This window comes from Allobacillus sp. SKP2-8 (assembly GCF_007559355.1).
In the GTDB taxonomy this organism is placed as follows: domain Bacteria; phylum Bacillota; class Bacilli; order Bacillales; family Alkalibacillaceae; genus Allobacillus; species Allobacillus halotolerans.
Window position 1 is genome coordinate 1 of record NZ_VMHF01000003.1, and the last position, 18,719, is coordinate 18,719.

An 18,719-nucleotide genomic window follows, 5' to 3' on the forward strand; every position below is an offset into this window, starting at 1 on the left:
ACTTTGGGGAGGTACTTCCTTTTTTGTGTTTTGAAACCCTTGCCCTGTAAGGGCTAAGATTTATGAAATTTATTCACTTAAAAAAAATATTAAAATCAAACTCATATTCAAGGAAAAAGTGTTTGGACGAAGAGAGTTTAGAATAAAACAGAGATGGAAGCTATTAATAAATATTATGAATGGATTAATGAAGAGTGTCCTATTGAAATCATTTCTTTTAAGGAAGCAGATGGCTGCTCAGATTTTATAGGTGTTGATGGTGAGATGTATTTCATCCTTGATTACGAAGATTATTTTCAAGCATACGGAGTGAACTTCTTCACTATGGCTTGGGTAGAAGAATATTGGGAAGATGTTGCATTCTTTTTCGTTCGTGATGAAGCAGTCAAATACACTAAATATCAATCACACAATCTACATCATCCTAGAGTGTTTTCACATCATTTAGGATATGCTAATCAAGGAGATTTGCCACATTTTTATGAGTTATTGATGAAAATGAGTAACCAATTAAAATATGATTCAGGCAAGTAAAAATTAATTGAATATATCCACCTTCGTATTCTATGAGAAGTAAAACCGTACTCTAAAATTAGGGTGCGGTTTTATTTTTAAAAAAATTTTAAATTTGGTTTAGAAAACTAAGTTAAAACCTCTTTATTAAATAGATGTACGGTACATCAAATAATTATAAGGAGTGGTATTATGGCAAGACTTGTTGAAGAAGGTTGGATGAGAACAACGAAAAGCCCGAGTCAGCTTAACGATATGGCTGAACTGTGTGACGAACAGTATTATAACGGGTATTATGGTGTTTCTAAAAATCATATTTACAATACAGTATCAGGAGTTGTTTCTACTGTTTTTTCTTTGTTCTATAAAATGAGCAAAACTACTTCAGCTATTGGCGTTGTAGTTGATAACGTTGCGGAAATTGCTAATTCTGTTAACCGAACTCAGTTAGAAGGGTTTCTTAATGGAGAAAATATGTGTATTGAACTAAGAGATTATTGCTATGCGAATGACATTATAAATTTAGACGTTACCATGTATTACCACGAATTTCAAACTGCTGACGGACGATTAAACAGGTACCCTCGTGGTAACCCTTACGGTGATCATAAAGGAAAAGCATATCGAATCAATCGAATGCAACTTTCAAATGGACAATGGATCAGCCCACAATATGGTTAATTAAATATTCTAAAAACGCCTCTAAGGATGTTATAATAACTTAGAGGTGTTTTTACTATTTTAAAGAAACTGGGGGGAATAACTGGTGAAAAAGTGGCTTTATTTCTTTGTCATTGTTTGTGTAGCAATCTTCATTATATATACATTCTATTTTAAAGCAACAACTACCTTTAAAGAAGCCTTACCTTCCTTGTACGAAGAAAATGACATTAAAGATATTATTATTAATGAGACAATTAGGGATGACAACGGAAAAAGAATAGAAGAAAGGAGAGTATCAATTAAAGAGCAAGAGACGATAAAAAGATTATTGAAAAAGTCAGCAAATATGAAACTCAAGAGAAACAAAGGTTTTAAAAGTAAAAGTTCCCATACCACTTCGTTTTACATTATTCGTGTGAACTTTGTTCATACTAAAAAAGACTTTACCTTTAATATGGCAGATAGTGATATAATTGTAGGTGATTCAAAATACTATACCATAGTAGAAAATAACAATTTCAAACAAGTACTAAATCAAGAGGAAGTGGACTGGAAAACAGTCAAATAAGCAAAAGTTCTCACTATATTAAGTCAGGGTACAGTTTACTTCTTCCGCGTAAGGATCAGTGAATAAATGGAAATAAATAAAGCAAGGATTGAAAAGATGAACGCTAACCAATACATACCGCAACCTCATTTCTTGTAACATTTGTATATTTCGGATATAATAAGAATAGAATATGGTCGGGAGTGAAGAAACCCTTTAGGGAATCTTCAAACCCTTGAAGTTTACCGGGATTTTCGCTTAGCCGAGCGGGAATCCCTTTTCTTGTTACGATAGTTCACTCTTGCAACGGCCAAGTTAATTATGGCTATCACAAGGTTGATAACTGACGTAACAAGAATCAGCACTTCATCCATACCTATTCACCCCTTTCCAGAAGAAAGAATCTTCTTCCCTTAAACAATATTAATTGTTTGGAAAAGGGATAACTCTATTATACCATAAAAACAGACCAATCAGAACAAGAGTTCTTATTTTATGACGCCTTTTCTTTCAAGATATATTTTTAAAATATTGTTCACTAAGTCAGACTTAAAACCCTTCTTCATTCCTGTTTCAGCCTCATATTTTTTCGCTAGTTCCTCTAACCCCTCAACAACCTGAGGTTCAAGGTGAAACCCACTTAAGACGTTTTTCGGTTTCTGTTTTTGAGTCAACTCTTCATAAATGTCAAACTCATTACTAATCTTTTCTGAGTTACTCTTTTCTTGTTGTTTTGTTGATTTCTTCTGAGTGTTCTTGTTTTGTGGGCTACTGCTTGTGTTTTCAGTTTTACTTTCTTTTTCATTTTCTTGTCCTTCACCATATGCACTTACAGCTGATTGTTGTCGTTTTTTATTAATTTTACTTACCATAAATGATGACAAACATTTAAACCAAAAAGGTACCAACCATCAAAAATTTTTTTATTGTTGGCTAAGACCTTCAGAGATAATGTTGATATTATAGGTTAGGTATTTGACATACGTATCGACTTCATCACCAGGCTTTCCAATCTCATCTGAATAGATTGGCTTCTCAAATATTTCCACACCTGACTCTTTTGAAACAGTTTCCATAGGTCTTGGATCAACATTGGATTCTAAAAATAGAAGAGGTACATTTTCTTCTTCAATGAATTTTAGTAAAGAAGTAATCTGTCCTGGAGAACCATTTTCTTCGGTGTCAACTTTCCAAATACACGCTTCTTTCATGTCATACCGGTCAAGCATGTATTGGAATGCGCATTCGCTCGTTACTAAAACTTTATTTTCTTCAGGGAGCTCTCCTAATCGATCTGCATACTCTTTTTCTAATTCACCTAGTCGATCTAAATAGTCACTTGCCCGTTTCTCATAATAGTCCTTGTTGTCTGGATCGACTTCTACAAATGCGTCCCGCATATCTTTTACCATCTGAATTCCTACGACAGGGTCAATGAAAGAATGTGGATTAATTTCTTCTTCATTTGTTGTTTCATCACGTAAATACATCGGTTCGATTTGCTCGGTTAAGCTATATACTTTAGCATGATCTTGGCCGACAGAATCAATCATTTTGAAAAACCAACCATCTTCTCCGCCTTCTAAGTTCATGCCATTATAGAACAAAACATCAGCGTCTGCTGCTTTCTTGGTGTCTTCTGGTAATGGTTCGTACTCATGTGGATCCGTCCCAGTAGGCACTAAGTTATGAACATCTACCTTATCGCCACCGACTTCTCTTACCATGTCTGTAATAATCGTAAAAGAAGAAACGACTTGCAACTTATCTTCATTTGCACTTGTTTCTTCAGCGTCGTTTGCTGAGCCTTCCTGGTCGGCGGCTGAAGTGGTGTCCTCACCTCCACATGCTGCGAGAAATACTAGAAGTAAAATTAAACTTGCTAGATACATACTCCTTAATACAGGTTTCATTATTTTCATACTCTCCCTTTATCTTTATTTATTCTTAAGCTACTTTTCTTCTATTCGATTGAAGCATTCGTCCGACGACCCCTTGCTTTGGTGAAAAAAGGAACATAAAAGCAAAAATAGCTGTTGCTACTAGTACGATCACTGGGCCAGATGGCAAATTATACGTGAAGCTGACATAAAGCCCGATCACAGAAGATGCTGCCCCAAAAAAGGCTGCTAAAAAGATCATGGTGGATAGACGGTTTGTCAGTAGATAAGCTGTGGCTGCCGGTGTGATTAGCATCGCTATGACAAGAACGACGCCCACTGTTTGAAGAGAAGCAACCGTAACCAGTGTTAGTAATACCATGATGCCGTAATGAATCATACGTACTTTTAATCCATAAGCTGCAGCCATCGTTTCATCAAAACTGGAAACAAGCAGTTCCTTATAAAATAGATAAACGGCTAATAGGACAACAACTCCAACAACAAGGGTGACAATCACATCAGAAGTACGAACAGACAACACATTGCCGAAAAGAATTTGTGTTAAGTCAATCGCACTTTGTGCAGATGTAATGAGAATAATCCCGAGCGCAAACATAGCTGCGAAGACGATTCCAATCGAGGAATCGTTTTTAATCCGGCTGTTTTGACTGATGGCTCCGATTCCCAATGATGTCAATACACCCGTGACAACTGCGCCATAAAAGAAATTGATTCCTAACATATAAGAAATCGCAACTCCAGGTAAGACGGCGTGCGAGATTGCATCCCCCATCAAAGCCATGCCACGTAATATGATGAAACTACCAATCACGCCACATATAATGCCAACCATAATGGAGGTAATAAATGCTTTTTGCAGAAATTCATACGCCATTAAATCTTGAAAAAATTCCATTACACTTCGACCCCCAAACTTGAAGGTAAGCCAATTCTCATCTTAAAGCATCTTTCCATATTTTCCGGTTGGAATACTTTGTTGACAGGTCCAGCACCGTAAAGCTCTTTGTTGATTAAAATTAAATCATCGAAGTAATTTTCGACTTTTGAAAGGTCGTGGTGCACGACGAATATCGTTTTTCCTTGATCTCGCAACTGTTTTAAAATGCGAATAATTACTTCTTCGCTGCCTACGTCAATACCGACGAATGGTTCGTCTAAGAAAAAGTAATCCGCCTTTTGCGCCAACGCCCGAGCAAGAAATACACGCTGTTGTTGCCCTCCTGAAAGTTCTGCTATTTGTCGATTATAAAAATCTTCCATTCCGACTCTTTCCAAACATTGCATAGCCCATTCGCGATCTTTCTTTCGTGGACGCTTGAAAATTCCTCGATGCGGATAAGTCCCTAACAATACAACATCCTTAACAAGAATAGGGAAATCCCAATCGATATTATTTCGTTGTGGAACATACGCGATTTCTTTCCGAACACGGTGAATCGGTTCTCCAGCTATTTCAACATGACCATCGTCTTTAGGAATTAATCCCAGAGCAGCTTTCATCATGGTGGATTTACCGGCACCATTCGGGCCGACAATGCCGATCAGATTCCCCGTATCAAAAGAGCACGAGACATCTCTTACCACTTCGTTTCCATAATAAGAAACAGTTAAGTGATTGATTTCTACTTTACGTTTCATGTCGCTCACCTTCTTTACAATTTTATAAAACAGACGAGTTGCCTAAGGAAAATAAAGTTTCCTAAGGGAAACATTTGATTAGCTGTATTATAATCAATTTTTATTTTTTTGTAAAGGTGTTTTTGGATAAAGTCGAAAGTTAACCGCTTTATCATGTGCATCATTGCTAGAACGCGTTTATAATTTCAATAAAAGTGAAATGTAAATAACAAAGAGTGGTTATAGTAAGAAGCATACATACTTATCTAGATGGAGGAGAGCGAATCATGATCATAGCCATCATTTTATTGCTGTTTGTTTCACTGTTTTTCTCAGGTAGTGAAACAGCTTTGACAGCTTCCAATAAAATGCGTTTGCGAACGCAATATAATCAAGGGAATGCGAAAGCGGGTAAACTATTGGACTTGGTATCGAAACCGAGCGAATTTATTACGACGATTTTAATCGGCAATAATATCGCAAACATTTTGCTGCCAACCTTAGTGACGACATTCGCCATTCAGCAAGGCGTCAATGTTGGAATCGCATCAGCCATCTTAACCATTACCGTTATTGTGTTCGCTGAAGTTTTTCCGAAATCGGTTGCTGCTACTTTTCCTGATCGGATCAGCATGCTTGTCTATCCGATCATTCGGTTTTTTACGTTTATTTTCAAACCATTCACGATCGTATTGAATTGGTTAACAGGCATGCTCACGAAAGCTTTGTCGAAGGGTCAGAAAAACGTTAATACCTATTCAAAAGAAGAGCTTCGGACAATGGTGGAGATGGCCGATTCAGAGGGAACGTTTCAGAGAGAAGAATCAAGCCGTATCATCGGGGTTTTGGATTTTAACCGATTGAATGTAAAAGATGTGTTAAAGACACCGCGTGTAGAAATCGTTGGCTTGCCACATAATTCAACGTATGAAGTAGTGAGAGAGATTGTCATCGCTAATCCATACACCCGGTATCCTGTTTATGATGAAACGATTGATCACTTGATTGGAATCTTTCATTCAAAATTCCTTATTCAATGGTCAGCCGAACCAGAAAAAAGACTTACAGACTTCGCGGATATGCACCCACTTATTGTGTATGAGTTCCATAATAGCGAATGGGTGTTCAAGCGAATGATCAAGGAAAATAAACATATGGCCATTGTCCTTGATGAATATGGTGGAACAGAGGGCATTTTAAGTATGGAAGATATGATTGAAGCGATGATTGGACTTGAAATTGAAGATGAACTTGATCCGACAGACGATCCATTAATTGAGAAGCTCTCGGAAAATGAAATCATTTGCGATGGAAAGATCACGCTACATCGGTTGAACTCTCTATTCCAAACAAAGATTCCAGAAGAAGAGGACGTGCTGGCAGGATTTATCCTAAAAGAACTGACGGACTTTCCGAAGCAGGATCAGGAATTTGAATACGAAGGATTGAAGTTCTCCATTTTGGAGCTGGATAGACGGACGATAGGGAAAGTGAAGATTACTAAAATGAGTGAAGACGAGTGAAGCGGTTAGCTCACTCGTTTTTTCGAGAATAAATGGGACCAATAGAGAAGTATATGTGCCAAGATGGTCGGATATGCACCCTGAATGATTATATATACGTCCAACTTCGGTAAATATGCTCCCAACTTAATAAAATTTGCTCCCTAAGCTGAAATATATGGTCCCTCAGTAGACTACCGGTCTTCCAAGCTTTCAATTTTGCGAAAAAATGCATCGACCTCGACATGAAGACGAGTGAAGCGGTTAGCTCACTCGTTTTTTCGAGAATAAATGAGACCAATAGAGAAGTATATGTGCCAAGATGGTCGGATATGCACCCTGAATGACTATATATACGTCCAACTTCGGTAAATATGCTCCCAACTTAATAAAATTTGCTCCCTAAGCTGAAATATATGGTCCCTCAGTAGACTACCGGTCTTCCAAATTTTCTATTTCACGAAAAAATGCCTCAACATTGCGTTTGTTGACGAGCAAAGGAGAGGTGATGCTCGAAAAGGTTCGCGTGAATGGTTCCTTTTCGAGTGGTAGCTTCGTTAATAGATTTTGTTCCAATTCTCTTTTGCATACATGCTTGGATAAAAGAGATAGACCCATCCCTTCAATAATGCTTTCTTTAATGGCTTGATTGCTGGAAATAGACAGCATAGATTTTGGTCGTAAGCCGTTTGATCGAATGAGGTGGGAAAGATACTCCCGTGTACCCGAACCTTCTTCGCGACTGATCCACACTTGGTCTTGTAAATCATCGATCATTACGGTTTCCTTTTTGGACAACGGGTGATTCGGAGCGGCAACGATAAATAGCTCGTCTTCCATAAACGGTTCTACATGTAAATCTTTTGAGCTCGTTTGTCCCTCAATCAAGCCGAGATCGACATCCAACTGTTGAACGAGCTGAATAATTTCATCGGTATTCCCAATCGTAATATCAAACTCTACCTCAGGATAAGCCGATTGCATGCTCTTCATCAACGAAGGAACAATGTATTCTCCGACCGTAAAGCTCGCACCGATTGAAAGCTTACCTTGGACAGATTGTTGAATTTCCAAAATATCTTCAACAGTTTGCTCGTAGATTGAGAAAAGTTGTTTAATGCGTTCATAAAGCAATTCACCTGTTGGCGTAATTTGAAGCTTTTTTGGTGAGCGGATAAACAGTTCTGTATTTAATTCATTTTCCAGCGACCGGATATGCATACTGACACTCGGTTGAGAGATATACAAAGCCTGAGCTGTTTTCGTGAAATTTTTCAATTCAGCAAGGGTCATGAACGTTCGGAACGCATCAACATTCATTTAAGTACACTCCTTTTTTGCAAAAAATAACTATTAGTATTTCTAATAGAAATCATCATTATTATCTATTTTACTAATCAACCCCTGTTTATTAAAGTGAAAGTAGAAAAGGGGTTGAGTGTCAGTATGGATTTTTTCAAAAAAGGGTACTTTCCAGGTCTCTTCGTTGCGTTAATTTTGGCTTCGTTAGCCATTCAATTGGCGAAGCTTCCTTTCTTATCAATTATGGGACCGCTCGTCATCGCCATTTTATTAGGAATGGTCTGGCGAATGATTTTCAAAGAAAATAAGAAGCTCGAACCAGGAATCCAATTCTCGACGAAAAAACTATTACGTTTAGGGATTATTCTCTTAGGTGTGCAATTGAATTTATACGAAATTTATGAAGCAGGCTGGCAGGTTATTTTGTTGGCCGTTTTTGCGGTAGTTATAGGTTTTACAGTTGTTTATGCGTTTAGTAAACTATTAAAAGTTGACCAGAAGCTTGGCATTTTAACAGCTTGTGGAACGGCCATATGCGGAGCGGCTGCAATCATTGCGACAGCACCACAAATTAAAACGAAAAATAATGATATTGCAATTGCTACAGGAACAATCGCTTTATTGGGAACCATATTTACCTTGGTGTATTCTATAGGGTATCAATATATGAACTTTACAGCTGACCAATACGGCATGTTTTCAGGTTCGACATTACATGAAGTCGCCCACGTAGTTGCAGCTGGAGCTGCCGGTGGAAGTGAAGCTGTCGATCTGGCTGTATTAGTCAAATTAATCCGTGTGGCTTTACTCGTTCCGGTCATTATTTTCATTGGATTTGTATTCGCGAAAAAAGAAAAAGAGGAATCATCGAAACGTTTTTCCTTATCGATGGTGCCTTGGTTTATTTTCGGATTTGCGATCATGAGTACGTTGAATACGATTTTTCAGATTCCAGAAAATATAGCTGACCGAATCATTGATGGATCCTATCTACTGATGGGGATGGCGATGGTTGGTATTGGATTGAATGTCCAACTGTCTTCGTTCAAAAGCAATGGAATCAATGCGTTAAAGGCGGGATTATACGGATCGATTATTCTTTCGTTACTTACCTATATTCTTATTCAATGGATCGGTTAAGTCAGAAAGCGTTCATATTTTTGATAAAATAAGAACGATAAATAGCGTAAACTAGGTGATGAACATGTTAAACATCCGTGCAGAAACGTTGATTGATATCATCGGTGATTTATACACCGAGGAGACATCAATCGTTCTGTCTGACACTAAAAATTATCTTTATTATCGACCGAGTGAGCGGATCGATTTGAAAATCAAACCCGGTGACCCAGTCGTTGAAGGGACCATTACAGCGAAAGCTTTAAAGTTAAAACAAAAGGTCTCGGAATACATCGACCGTGACGTGTTTGGTGTTCCTTATTACGGCATGGCGGTACCGTACAAGCATAACGGGCGAATCGCGGGGTGTGTGACTGCTGTTTTCCCTGCTTTAAGTGATGCTTTATCCGTGGTGACGGTACAAGTAGCAGATGGGTGGATTCCGATGCCTTTTGAAGATATTTTGTATATTGAAGCAAAGAACCGTAAAACGTACGTGATCGGCAAGAACACATCTGGGACACATCGAAATTCGCTGAATGAATTCGATTTTTTCTTGCCACGAGATCGTTTTATTCGATGTCACCGTTCGTTTGTGATCAATATCCATCATATTGAAGCAATTTATCCGAATACTCATTCGACATTTGAGCTGAAAATGAAGAACGGCGCAAAGATTCCTGTCAGTCAAACACACTCTAGTTATTTCAGAAAATTGCTGGGATTTTAATTTGCTGGCTCATGCATAAATCTACTGTTTCGATCATGAAGTGGAAGCGTCTGTCCGAAAACGCCCCTCAACACCAATAAATTGGGTAAACTATATATGAAAAGGTTTACATTGAAAGGCGGGGTGTTTTATGGAAAAGGGTTATGAACGTATTCACCAGCCGGAACTGCGAAATAATGTCGTATCAGCGGAGGAAGCTGCTTCCTGGATTCAGGATGGTATGACGTTAGGGTTAAGCGGTTTCACACGAGCTGGCGATGCAAAAGCAATACCTTTCGCATTGGTAGACAGAGCGAAAACGGACCCATTAAAAGTAAACGTTTACACAGGAGCTTCTTTAGGCTCTGATGTGGATAAATTATTTGCTGAAGCGGGAATTTTAAACAAACGTTTGCCATTCCAAGCGGATGCAACGATGCGTAAAAAATTAAACGATGGTGAATTTTATTTTGTCGATCAGCACTTGTCTCACACATCCGAAATGTTGCGTCAAGGCACGTTAGACAAAATTGATTACGCTATTGTGGAAGCGGTATCTATTTCAGAAGATGGTATGATTATTCCATCGACATCGATTGGAAACTCTGCTATTTTCGTGGAGTATGCTGAGAATGTTTTAATCGAATTAAATGTGGCACAGCCAACTTCTCTTGAAGGGGTTCATGACTTGTTTTCATTAGAGAAACAAGGTGAACGCGGACCAATCGAGATTACGAAACCAGAAGATCGAATCGGTGTAAAAGGAATCAAAGTCGATCCAGCTAAAATCAAAGGAATCGTCTTCACAAATCAAGCGGATTCTCCATCTCCAATTGTTCCCCCAGATGAAGAGACAAAGCTGATGGCTGGCCACCTCATTCGTTTTCTTGAAAATGAAGTCGAAGCAGGTCGATTAACCAAGAACTTGGCACCACTTCAATCCGGAATTGGATCCATTGCGAATGCGGTTTTACACGGATTATTGGATTCTGATTTTGAAGATTTGAAGGTTTACTCAGAAGTATTGCAAGATGCGGTGTTCGATTTGATCGATGCTGGTAAAGTTAACTTTGCCTCTGCATGTTCCATCACATTGTCAGAAGAAAAAATGAAAAAAGTTTTTGAGAACTTCGAGGAATATAAAGATCGTCTCGTTATGCGTGCGCAGGAAATTTCCAACCAGCCGGAATTAATCCGTCGAATGGGCTTGATTTCCATCAATACAGCGCTTGAGTTCGACATTTACGGAAATGTGAACTCCACACATGTCGGTGGAACGAAGATGATGAACGGAATCGGTGGTTCTGGTGACTTTGCGAGAAACGCACGCCTTGGAATTTTCGTAACGAAATCCATTGCGAAAAATGGCGATATCTCAAGTGTCGTGCCATTTGTTCCCCATGTGGATCACACGGAACATGATGTAGACGTTCTCGTTACCGAGCAAGGATACGCAGATCTTCGCGGTCTTGCACCGAGAGAACGTGTAGAAAAAATTATTGATAACTGTGTGCATCCATTATATAAAGAACAACTTCGTGAATACTATGAAGAAGCAAAAACACGTGGCGGACAAACACCACACGTATTGGAAAAAGCATTATCTTGGCATACGCGGTTTGCGGAAGAAGGAACAATGCTCGAGAAACAACCTGCATATGTATAAATAAAATAGAGCAATATGAAGAAAGTGGCTATCAATTGATAAAAGATAGCCACTTTTTTGCGTTTTTAATCGAATACATATCATAAGTCGTCCATCATAAGGAGTGAATAAGGTGGAAGAAGAATTAAATCGAGCAATGGTATTACGAAAAAATGGAGAGTTCAATAAATCAACCGTCCTATTGATCCGTTTAGCTGAAATCTATCCTTTTTATGCTTCCATTAACTATGAATGTGCACAAAGTTTAATGTTAGTGGGAAAGGAAACAGAATCTGTACCTTATTTTGAACGTGCCATTCGTTTAGGATTGCCTTCAGAGGCGTTAGCGGACACGTATATCAGTCTATCTCATGGCTACCAATTGATGGGAGATAAGGAACGAGCAAGAGACGCGATTCAAAAAGGCAACCAAATAAAACAGAATCATCGTCATATGGAGAAGAGTCATGCTGCTGTTCCAAGAAGTACAGTTAAAAAATAACTTCAACTATATCTCGTAAAAATGCTCCTTCTCATAGTGACAAACTATTTGAAGAAGCATTTTTCTTTTTAATCTTCTTCCGAAAGAAGACTCCTCTTTATGCGTTTGCAATGATGGGTGCAGTTCAAAGCAGACAACTCAAAACCAGGCCGGGTCTGTCAAGCATGTAAAAGATCATCGAGAATTCGTCTCAACATCTGGACGCGTCTATCAAGCATGTAAAAAGGTCCACGAGAATCCGTTTCCACGTCAAATCAAATTCCCATCCTATTTTCCATCTAGCTCAGTAACATTCTGCAAAGCATTCTCATCATCATTATTTGCTTTTTTAATAATCGATAATGAACCGTTCGTCTCCATGACGACCGCTTTCACTTGATCCAACGATCCGATACCTTGTTCGCGCACAGATTGTAGGATCTCAGAACGATGGACACGATTTACCTTCATGGCATCTGTTTTATATCTTCCTTCGTAAAATAACAGAACAGGTGTTGATTTGATTAGGTTACGGAATGTTTTTGACCGAACCGATAACCATGCAACGAGATATTGCAGAAATGTCAACAGACCGAGAGCAACAATCCCCTCGGATAAGGATATTTTGCTGTTTAATATGATCGTTGCAAATGTGGAACCAAGGGCAACGGTAATAATTAAATCAAACATGTTCATTTTAGATAATGTACGTTTACCGGATATGCGCAAGAAAAATATTAGGAAAAAGTAACTCGAAATCCCTAAAATAAGAATTCGTATGAGTGGTTCCCAGCCATTAAAAAACATACAACCGCCTCCTATTTCTGTTTTATTTCCTTGCAACGATCCGGTTAAACAATCCAAATGATTTTAAATCGACTCCTTCCTATGTGAAAATAAAGAAATCAGTCATTCTACATATGAAGAAATGTGAACGAACGAGGAGGATAAAATATATGATTACTGTCATCGGGGCAGGTATATTGGGCGCATCCTGTGCGTATCATTTAGCTAAAAAGGGAGAAGATGTAACGATTATTGACCGAGAAGAACCTGGCAGAGCTTCACACGCGGCAGCGGGAATCGTCTGCCCTTGGTTAACTCAGCGCCGCAATAAAGATTGGTACGTGCTTGTAAAAAACGGAGCGCGCTACTATCCTGATTTGGTGAACCAACTAAAAGAAGACGGTGAATCGAATACGGGATATGAAAAAGTGGGCGCCCTTCACTTACACCGCGACCCAGATATTATTGAAAAAATGTATCAGCGAGGTGTGGAAAGAAGAAAAGATGCCCCAGAAATCGGGGAACTTACGAAATTGAATGAAGAAGAAACACAAGCTTATTTTCCAGCGTTGGGTACGGAATTTCAATCCGTACACATTGCAGGAGGAGCTCGGGTGAATGGTCGAGCTCTGAAAGATTCGCTATTGCGCGCGGCACAAAAACATGGAGCGCGGTATGTGAACGCAGATGCAACACTTATCCGAGATGGAAATCGAGTGAGTGCAGTTCATGCCGGTCAAGAAACCATAGATGTCGACCAAGTAATTGATACGACAGGCGCTTGGTCAAATCAATTATTGAGTGATCTTGGACTTCAATTTAATGTTCGCTCACAACGTGCACAAATACTTCATTTAGAATTGCCTGATCAAGACCCAGGAAATTGGCCGGTAATTATCGGTTTAAATAAATTGTATCTATTAACAAACCGCAGCGGACGAGTGATTGTCGGGGCAACGCACGAAGACGATGTCGGTTTTGATCACCGAGCTACAGCAGAAGGAATTCATGAAATATTGAATAATGTTCTTTCAGCTGCACCGGGGTTAAACCATGCAACGTTTAAAGAAGTCCGAGTTGGATTCCGCCCGTTCACGCCAAACTCGCTCCCATTAATTGGACCAGCTCCTAAAACTGAAAATCTATTTGTCGCCAATGGATTAGGTTCCTCAGGTTTAACGAGCGGACCTTATTTAGGATATTTATTATCACAGTTAGCGACAGGGCAAGATGTAGAAATTGATCTTACCCCTTACAATGTTGAACAAGCGATGGATGAAACTTAATAAAAATAACAACTTCCTCATAAGACCAGAAAACTGGTTGACTATGGGGAGTTTTTTTGTGAATGAAAAGTTAATACGTGTCCGATAAGCGCTCTCAACAACGGAAGCGCGAGAAAATGGTCGTCTTCCGTACTCGATAGGTGCTCTCAACAACGGAAGCGCGAGAAAATGTTCGTCTTCCGTGTCCGATAAGCGCTCTCAACAACGGAAGCGCGAGAAAATGTTCGTCTTCCGTGTCCGATAAGCGCTCTCAACAACGGAAGCGTGAGAAAATGTTCGTCTTCCGTGCTTGATAGGCGCTCTCAACAACGGAAGCACGAGAAAATGTTCGTCTTCCGTGTCCGATAAGCGCTCTCAACAACGGAAGCGCGAGAAAATGTTCGTCTTCCGTGTCCGATAAGCGCTCTCAACAACGGAAGCGCGAGAAATCGGCCGTCTTCCGTGCTCGATAGGCACTCTCAACAACGGAAGCGCGAGAAAATGGTCGTCTTCCGTGCTCGATAGGTGCTCTCAACAACGGAAGCGCGAGAAAATGATCATCTTCCGTATTTGATAGGCGCTCTCAACAACGGAAGCACAAGAAAATGATCGTCTTCCGTACTCGATAGACGCTCTCAACAACGGAAGCACAAGAAAATGATCGTCTTCCGTACTCGATAGGCCATTCTCAATAACTGAAAATGCAAATACCCGCCTAATTGTATTCGGCAAGCTCCCTCCCACAGCCCAAAGATCAGCTCAATCTAACCCGTCAATATTTCTAGATAAAATTTATTTGACAATTTAGAAGGCCCTCACTTATACTGTATACATAATACAGTGCACACACAAACAGCTGTTTTATCTATTTCATGAAAGCGTTTTATTGCAGCTATAAGTTATTCATACTTAATTATTTATTCGGAGTGAAATCATTGGAACCCATCGCAAGAAGGAAAACGACAAAAGAAATTGTATATGATCAGCTCAAACGATCCATTCTCAGTGGAGAGTTAGATCCGAACCAAATGATGACTGAAACATCACTGGCTGAATCGTTACATATCTCCCGTACGCCTGTGAGGGAAGCGGTAGGAGATTTGACGAAAGAAGGATTGCTCATCCACATTCCAAGGAAAGGCTTTAAAGTCCGAAGAATCGACGAGGACGATATGGAGCAAATTCTCTACCTGAGAATATCCATCGAAATGAGAAGCGTGAAAATGCTTATTGACCATATTACGGATGAAGAATTGAAGAAGTTGGATGCCTTGATTGATGAACAACAAATAGCTATCCAAAATAACGATCGAATTCGTTATATAGAACTGGATCAAATCCTTCATCGCCATTTGCTTAAACTTTCCAACCAAAATATATTGGAGCAAATCTTGCAAGAACTCTATAATCTCACCCGACTTATCGGACATGCGGCCATTTCCAAAGAGGGACGGATGGAAGAAGTTATCCAAGAGCATAGAGAAATTGTCAATGCATTACGAGAAAGAGATGAAGAAAAGGCAGCCGATTTAATGAGACACCACTTGCTGACAACGGCGTCTTCTGTCAAAAAACAGCGTGAGCAGTTGAAAAACAACAAAGAGAAAAGCGATTCACTAGGAGGTCTTTAATATGTCTAAAACAACTTATCAACTCGATGTAGCCGGAGAAACAAAAGAGCTAGCCATTCATAAAGCTTTCTGCATCGGTTACACAGGACGAAACAAAGAAAATACTTATGCTCATATTAAAGAGCTTGCTGAAATTGGTATTCCTGAACCAAAAGAAGTGCCAATGCTTTACCCAGTCAGTGGCAACACCATCTTTCAGAATCAAGCAATGGAAGTGGTTGGTAAGAAAACAAGCGGAGAAGCAGAAGTCGTTCTTATCTTTGGTGACTCATCCGAAGACGTTTATGTAACAGTCGGAAGTGATCACACAGATCGTGGATTGGAAACAGTTGATATCAATAAATCAAAGCAAGTCTGTGGGAAACCATTTGCTACGAAAGCATGGAAACTCCGAGATGTTCTCGATCATTGGGATGAACTAGAATTAACTTCTCAGGTGTATGTGGACGGTGAATGGGTTGATTACCAACAGGATTCCTTGAAAGCTATTATGCCTTATGAAGAAATCATTCAATATATTGAAAAGGTAGAAGCGCCAAAGAAAAATAGTATTTTCTTTTCAGGAACTGTCCCGTTAAAAGACGGCTTCAAATATGGAACAGCTTTCCGTATGACATTTAGAGACCCTGTCAACAATGACGAAATCACATCAGAATACGACATCATCAATATTGAAAGGGAGTAATGAACAATGAGATTCGCTATTTATCAAATGGAAGTTGTTGCTGGTAACCCTGAAAAAAATAGAGAGAAAGTCCAGCAGTGGGTGGAGGAGCTTTCACAAGGTGAGAAGCCAGATACGATTGTTCTGCCAGAATTGTGGACAACTTCTTATACGTTGGATCAGCTTCAAGATATTGCAGACAATGCTGGTGAGCCAACTCGATCCTTCCTAAGTGATCTGGCAAAAGAGTATGACGTCAATATTGTCGGTGGCTCTGTAGCTAACAAAATTGATGGAAAAGTGTACAACACAAGCTTCGTTTTCGACCGAGAAGGTAATCTTGTGCATGAATATAGCAAAATTCACTTAGTCCCAATGCTAAACGAACCACTTTATTTAACTGGTGGGCAAGAAAAGGTCAAAACCTTTGAGCTAGAAGGGGTAAAAATGGGTGTCATCATTTGTTATGACCTTCGTTTCCCTGAATTGGCTCGCCAACTAGCTATGGACGGCGCCCAAGTAATGTTCGTCGTCGCAGAATGGCCGACACCAAGAAGAAGACACTGGACGAGCTTGCAAGTCGCAAGAGCCATTGAAAATCAAATGTATGTCGTTTCCTCCAATAACGTTGGATCTTTGAATGATGTTGAATACGCTGGTGCATCCATGATTATCGACCCATGGGGAGATGTATTGGCACAAGGATCGGATGACAAGGAAGAAACACTTACAGGATCTTTAAATCCAGATAGAGTATTGGAAGTCAGAAAAGAAGTGCCGATTTTCGATAGTCGGGTGCCACATCTATACTGATTCAACCAAAATAAAGTCTAGGGGGAGGTGATCGAATGAGCCGGCCATCAGTGGAGTTTACGGATTACCACCAATTCAAAAGAGAAAAAATTGATGGCAAGGTGGATGGACTATACCAACGAATGATTTCACAAGACGATCAAGGCAAGGATTTAGTGAGAATCATGGAATTTGAACCTGGTACAGATACCACACCAAATGGAGTCCAGTCACATGATTACTGGGAGGAAGTCTTCATTATAGAAGGTTCATTCATTGATTTGACATTGAACAAAGAATTCACCGCAGGCATGATTGCATCTAGACCTCCAGGGATGAAGCATGGACCTTGGAAATCACCAAACGGATGCACGATGTATGAAGTTAGATATTACAAATAACAACTTGAAATTTTTTACCTTAAATATTAAGAAAAGACAAACGATTCGGATAAAAGATAGCGTCAAACCTTACTATAGATAAAAAGGATAGCGTCTCGCCAAGGAGCCATTAAATCTTTGGTAGAGCAAGATGGTTGTAAAATAAATATACAGAGAAAAGGAGTTTTAAAATGAAGAGAATTTTATTCAGCACACTACTCATCGTGTTAATGGTAACACTTGCAGCATGTGGTGGGTCAGATTCAGAAGGATCTGGAGACTCACAAACATTGAAACTAGCTCATACAGGATCTGAGACTCACCAATATCACTTGGCATCTGAGAAGTTCAAAGAATTGGTTGAAGAAAAAACAGATGGTGAAATTACTATTGAAATTCACCCGAATGCGACATTAGGTAGTGAAGGAGAAGCAGTTGAGCAAGTTATGGACGGTTCGTTGGATATGACAACGGTTGCACCAGACAGTAACTTTTCGAACACTGTACCTGAAATGAACGTGTTTGGTATTCCGTACTTGTTTGAAGATCGCGATCACGCATACAGCACATTAGATGGCGAGATTGGTGATGAATTACTTGCTTTATCTGAAGAACATAACATGAAAGGTCTTGGCTGGTGGGAAATCGGTTTCAGACATTTGACGAACAATCAAAATGAAATTGTCACACCAGAAGATGCTGAAGGACTACAAATTCGTGTACAACCTTCCCCAGTTTGGGAAGAGCATATGAAAGCAATCGGTGCGAGTCCAACTCCAGTAGACTTTAACGAGCTATACTCTGCTCTTGATCAAGGGGTTGTTGATGGACAAGAGAATCCACTTCCAACCATTGAATCAATGAAGTTTTACGAAGTACAAGACTATGTTTCATTGACAGGTCACACATATAATCCAGCGATTACTGTCATGAATTTAGATTTGTGGAATGAATTAAGTGAAGAACACCAGAAAGCGATTCAAGAGGCAACGGACGAAACGACGGATTACCATAGAGAACTATTGGCTGACAAAGAAGAAGAAATTCTTCAAATGCTTGAAGACGAAGGTGTAACGGTTACAGAGCCAGACCGTGCAGCGTTCAAAGAAGCAACAAGTGATGTGAAAAACACTGTTGAAGAAGTCCCACAAGACTTAATCGAAAAAATTGAAAACAATAAGTAATAGGATTGCCCGGGA

20 protein-coding genes are annotated in these 18,719 nt (G+C 39.5%); 14 read left to right on the forward strand and 6 right to left on the reverse strand.

The genetic code is table 11. The features are described from left to right. Positions 1-153: 153 nt before the first annotated feature. The 3 genes from FPQ10_RS04745 to FPQ10_RS04755 all read left to right on the forward strand — a co-directional run bounded on the left by FPQ10_RS04745 (position 154) and on the right by FPQ10_RS04755 (position 1,744). Positions 154-534, forward strand: coding sequence for a hypothetical protein (locus FPQ10_RS04745; protein ID WP_144161079.1), 381 nt, complete (start codon positions 154-156; stop codon positions 532-534). A 171-nt stretch (positions 535-705) separates the two neighbouring features. After that, positions 706-1,194, forward strand: coding sequence for a hypothetical protein (locus FPQ10_RS04750; RefSeq protein WP_144161082.1), 489 nt, complete (start codon positions 706-708; stop codon positions 1,192-1,194). A gap of 85 nt (positions 1,195-1,279) precedes the next feature. Continuing rightward, a complete protein-coding gene (locus FPQ10_RS04755) occupies positions 1,280-1,744 on the forward strand; it encodes a hypothetical protein (RefSeq protein WP_144161084.1) in 465 nt (154 codons plus the stop codon). A gap of 467 nt (positions 1,745-2,211) precedes the next feature. On the opposite strand, the gene FPQ10_RS04760 is transcribed toward FPQ10_RS04755, so the two are convergent. From FPQ10_RS04760 to FPQ10_RS04775, 4 genes are read right to left on the reverse strand one after another with little or no spacing between them, the layout of a single operon-like run. After that, a complete protein-coding gene (locus FPQ10_RS04760) occupies positions 2,212-2,595 on the reverse strand; it encodes a hypothetical protein (RefSeq protein WP_144161087.1) in 384 nt (127 codons plus the stop codon). 51 nt (positions 2,596-2,646) lie between these two features. After that, positions 2,647-3,636, reverse strand: a complete 990-nt coding sequence (locus FPQ10_RS04765; RefSeq protein ID WP_144161090.1) for a metal ABC transporter solute-binding protein, Zn/Mn family — start codon at positions 3,634-3,636, stop codon at positions 2,647-2,649. Between the two features lie 34 nt (positions 3,637-3,670). Beyond that, entirely contained in the window at positions 3,671-4,522 is an 852-nt protein-coding gene (locus FPQ10_RS04770) for a metal ABC transporter permease (RefSeq protein WP_144161093.1), read from the reverse strand. Beyond that, positions 4,522-5,265 (reverse strand): metal ABC transporter ATP-binding protein, encoded by a 744-nt coding sequence (locus FPQ10_RS04775; RefSeq protein WP_144161096.1) that lies wholly within the window; start codon positions 5,263-5,265, stop codon positions 4,522-4,524. The genes FPQ10_RS04770 and FPQ10_RS04775 overlap by 1 nt, the downstream gene beginning before the upstream one ends. A 266-nt stretch (positions 5,266-5,531) precedes the next feature. On the opposite strand from FPQ10_RS04775, the gene FPQ10_RS04780 reads away from it, so the two are divergent. Then, on the forward strand, positions 5,532-6,767 hold the full coding sequence (locus FPQ10_RS04780) for a hemolysin family protein (protein ID WP_144161099.1): 1,236 nt from the start codon (positions 5,532-5,534) through the stop codon (positions 6,765-6,767). Positions 6,768-7,178: 411 nt separating this feature from the next. Here the strand turns inward: FPQ10_RS04780 and FPQ10_RS04785 are convergent, their stop codons facing one another. Further along, the gene (locus tag FPQ10_RS04785) at positions 7,179-8,066 is read right to left on the reverse strand and encodes a LysR family transcriptional regulator (RefSeq protein ID WP_144161102.1); all 888 of its coding nucleotides are present in this window, start codon (positions 8,064-8,066) and stop codon (positions 7,179-7,181) included. A gap of 126 nt (positions 8,067-8,192) precedes the next feature. On the opposite strand from FPQ10_RS04785, the gene FPQ10_RS04790 reads away from it, so the two are divergent. From FPQ10_RS04790 to FPQ10_RS04805, 4 genes are all read left to right on the forward strand, one after another. Continuing rightward, positions 8,193-9,188, forward strand: coding sequence for a YeiH family protein (locus tag FPQ10_RS04790; RefSeq protein WP_144161105.1), 996 nt, complete (start codon positions 8,193-8,195; stop codon positions 9,186-9,188). Between the two features lie 64 nt (positions 9,189-9,252). Then, complete coding sequence (locus tag FPQ10_RS04795) at positions 9,253-9,897, forward strand: LytTR family DNA-binding domain-containing protein (protein WP_144161108.1); 645 nt, start codon at positions 9,253-9,255, stop codon at positions 9,895-9,897. Positions 9,898-10,027: 130 nt separating this feature from the next. Further along, positions 10,028-11,542: a succinyl-CoA:acetate CoA-transferase ScpC gene (locus FPQ10_RS04800; RefSeq protein ID WP_144161111.1), complete on the forward strand. Its 1,515-nt coding sequence runs from the start codon at positions 10,028-10,030 to the stop codon at positions 11,540-11,542. A gap of 112 nt (positions 11,543-11,654) precedes the next feature. Next, on the forward strand, positions 11,655-12,023 hold the full coding sequence (locus FPQ10_RS04805; protein ID WP_144161114.1) for a hypothetical protein: 369 nt from the start codon (positions 11,655-11,657) through the stop codon (positions 12,021-12,023). Positions 12,024-12,290: 267 nt separating this feature from the next. On the opposite strand, the gene FPQ10_RS04810 is transcribed toward FPQ10_RS04805, so the two are convergent. Next, positions 12,291-12,809, reverse strand: a complete 519-nt coding sequence (locus FPQ10_RS04810) for a DUF421 domain-containing protein (RefSeq protein ID WP_144161117.1) — start codon at positions 12,807-12,809, stop codon at positions 12,291-12,293. A gap of 149 nt (positions 12,810-12,958) precedes the next feature. On the opposite strand from FPQ10_RS04810, the gene FPQ10_RS04815 reads away from it, so the two are divergent. The 6 genes from FPQ10_RS04815 (at position 12,959) to FPQ10_RS04840 (ending at position 18,704) form a co-directional block, all read left to right on the forward strand. Then, a complete protein-coding gene (locus tag FPQ10_RS04815) occupies positions 12,959-14,074 on the forward strand; it encodes an NAD(P)/FAD-dependent oxidoreductase (RefSeq protein WP_370512022.1) in 1,116 nt (371 codons plus the stop codon). A 914-nt stretch (positions 14,075-14,988) separates the two neighbouring features. Continuing rightward, the gene (locus tag FPQ10_RS04820; protein ID WP_144161120.1) at positions 14,989-15,684 is read left to right on the forward strand and encodes a GntR family transcriptional regulator; all 696 of its coding nucleotides are present in this window, start codon (positions 14,989-14,991) and stop codon (positions 15,682-15,684) included. Between the two features lies 1 nt (position 15,685). Then, positions 15,686-16,369: a DUF2848 family protein gene (locus FPQ10_RS04825; RefSeq protein WP_144161123.1), complete on the forward strand. Its 684-nt coding sequence runs from the start codon at positions 15,686-15,688 to the stop codon at positions 16,367-16,369. A gap of 6 nt (positions 16,370-16,375) precedes the next feature. Further along, complete coding sequence (locus FPQ10_RS04830; protein WP_144161126.1) at positions 16,376-17,161, forward strand: carbon-nitrogen family hydrolase; 786 nt, start codon at positions 16,376-16,378, stop codon at positions 17,159-17,161. Positions 17,162-17,196: 35 nt separating this feature from the next. Continuing rightward, on the forward strand, positions 17,197-17,541 hold the full coding sequence (locus FPQ10_RS04835) for a cupin domain-containing protein (RefSeq protein WP_144161129.1): 345 nt from the start codon (positions 17,197-17,199) through the stop codon (positions 17,539-17,541). A 170-nt stretch (positions 17,542-17,711) separates the two neighbouring features. Continuing rightward, positions 17,712-18,704, forward strand: a complete 993-nt coding sequence (locus tag FPQ10_RS04840; RefSeq protein WP_144161132.1) for a TRAP transporter substrate-binding protein — start codon at positions 17,712-17,714, stop codon at positions 18,702-18,704. Positions 18,705-18,719: the final 15 nt, after the last annotated feature.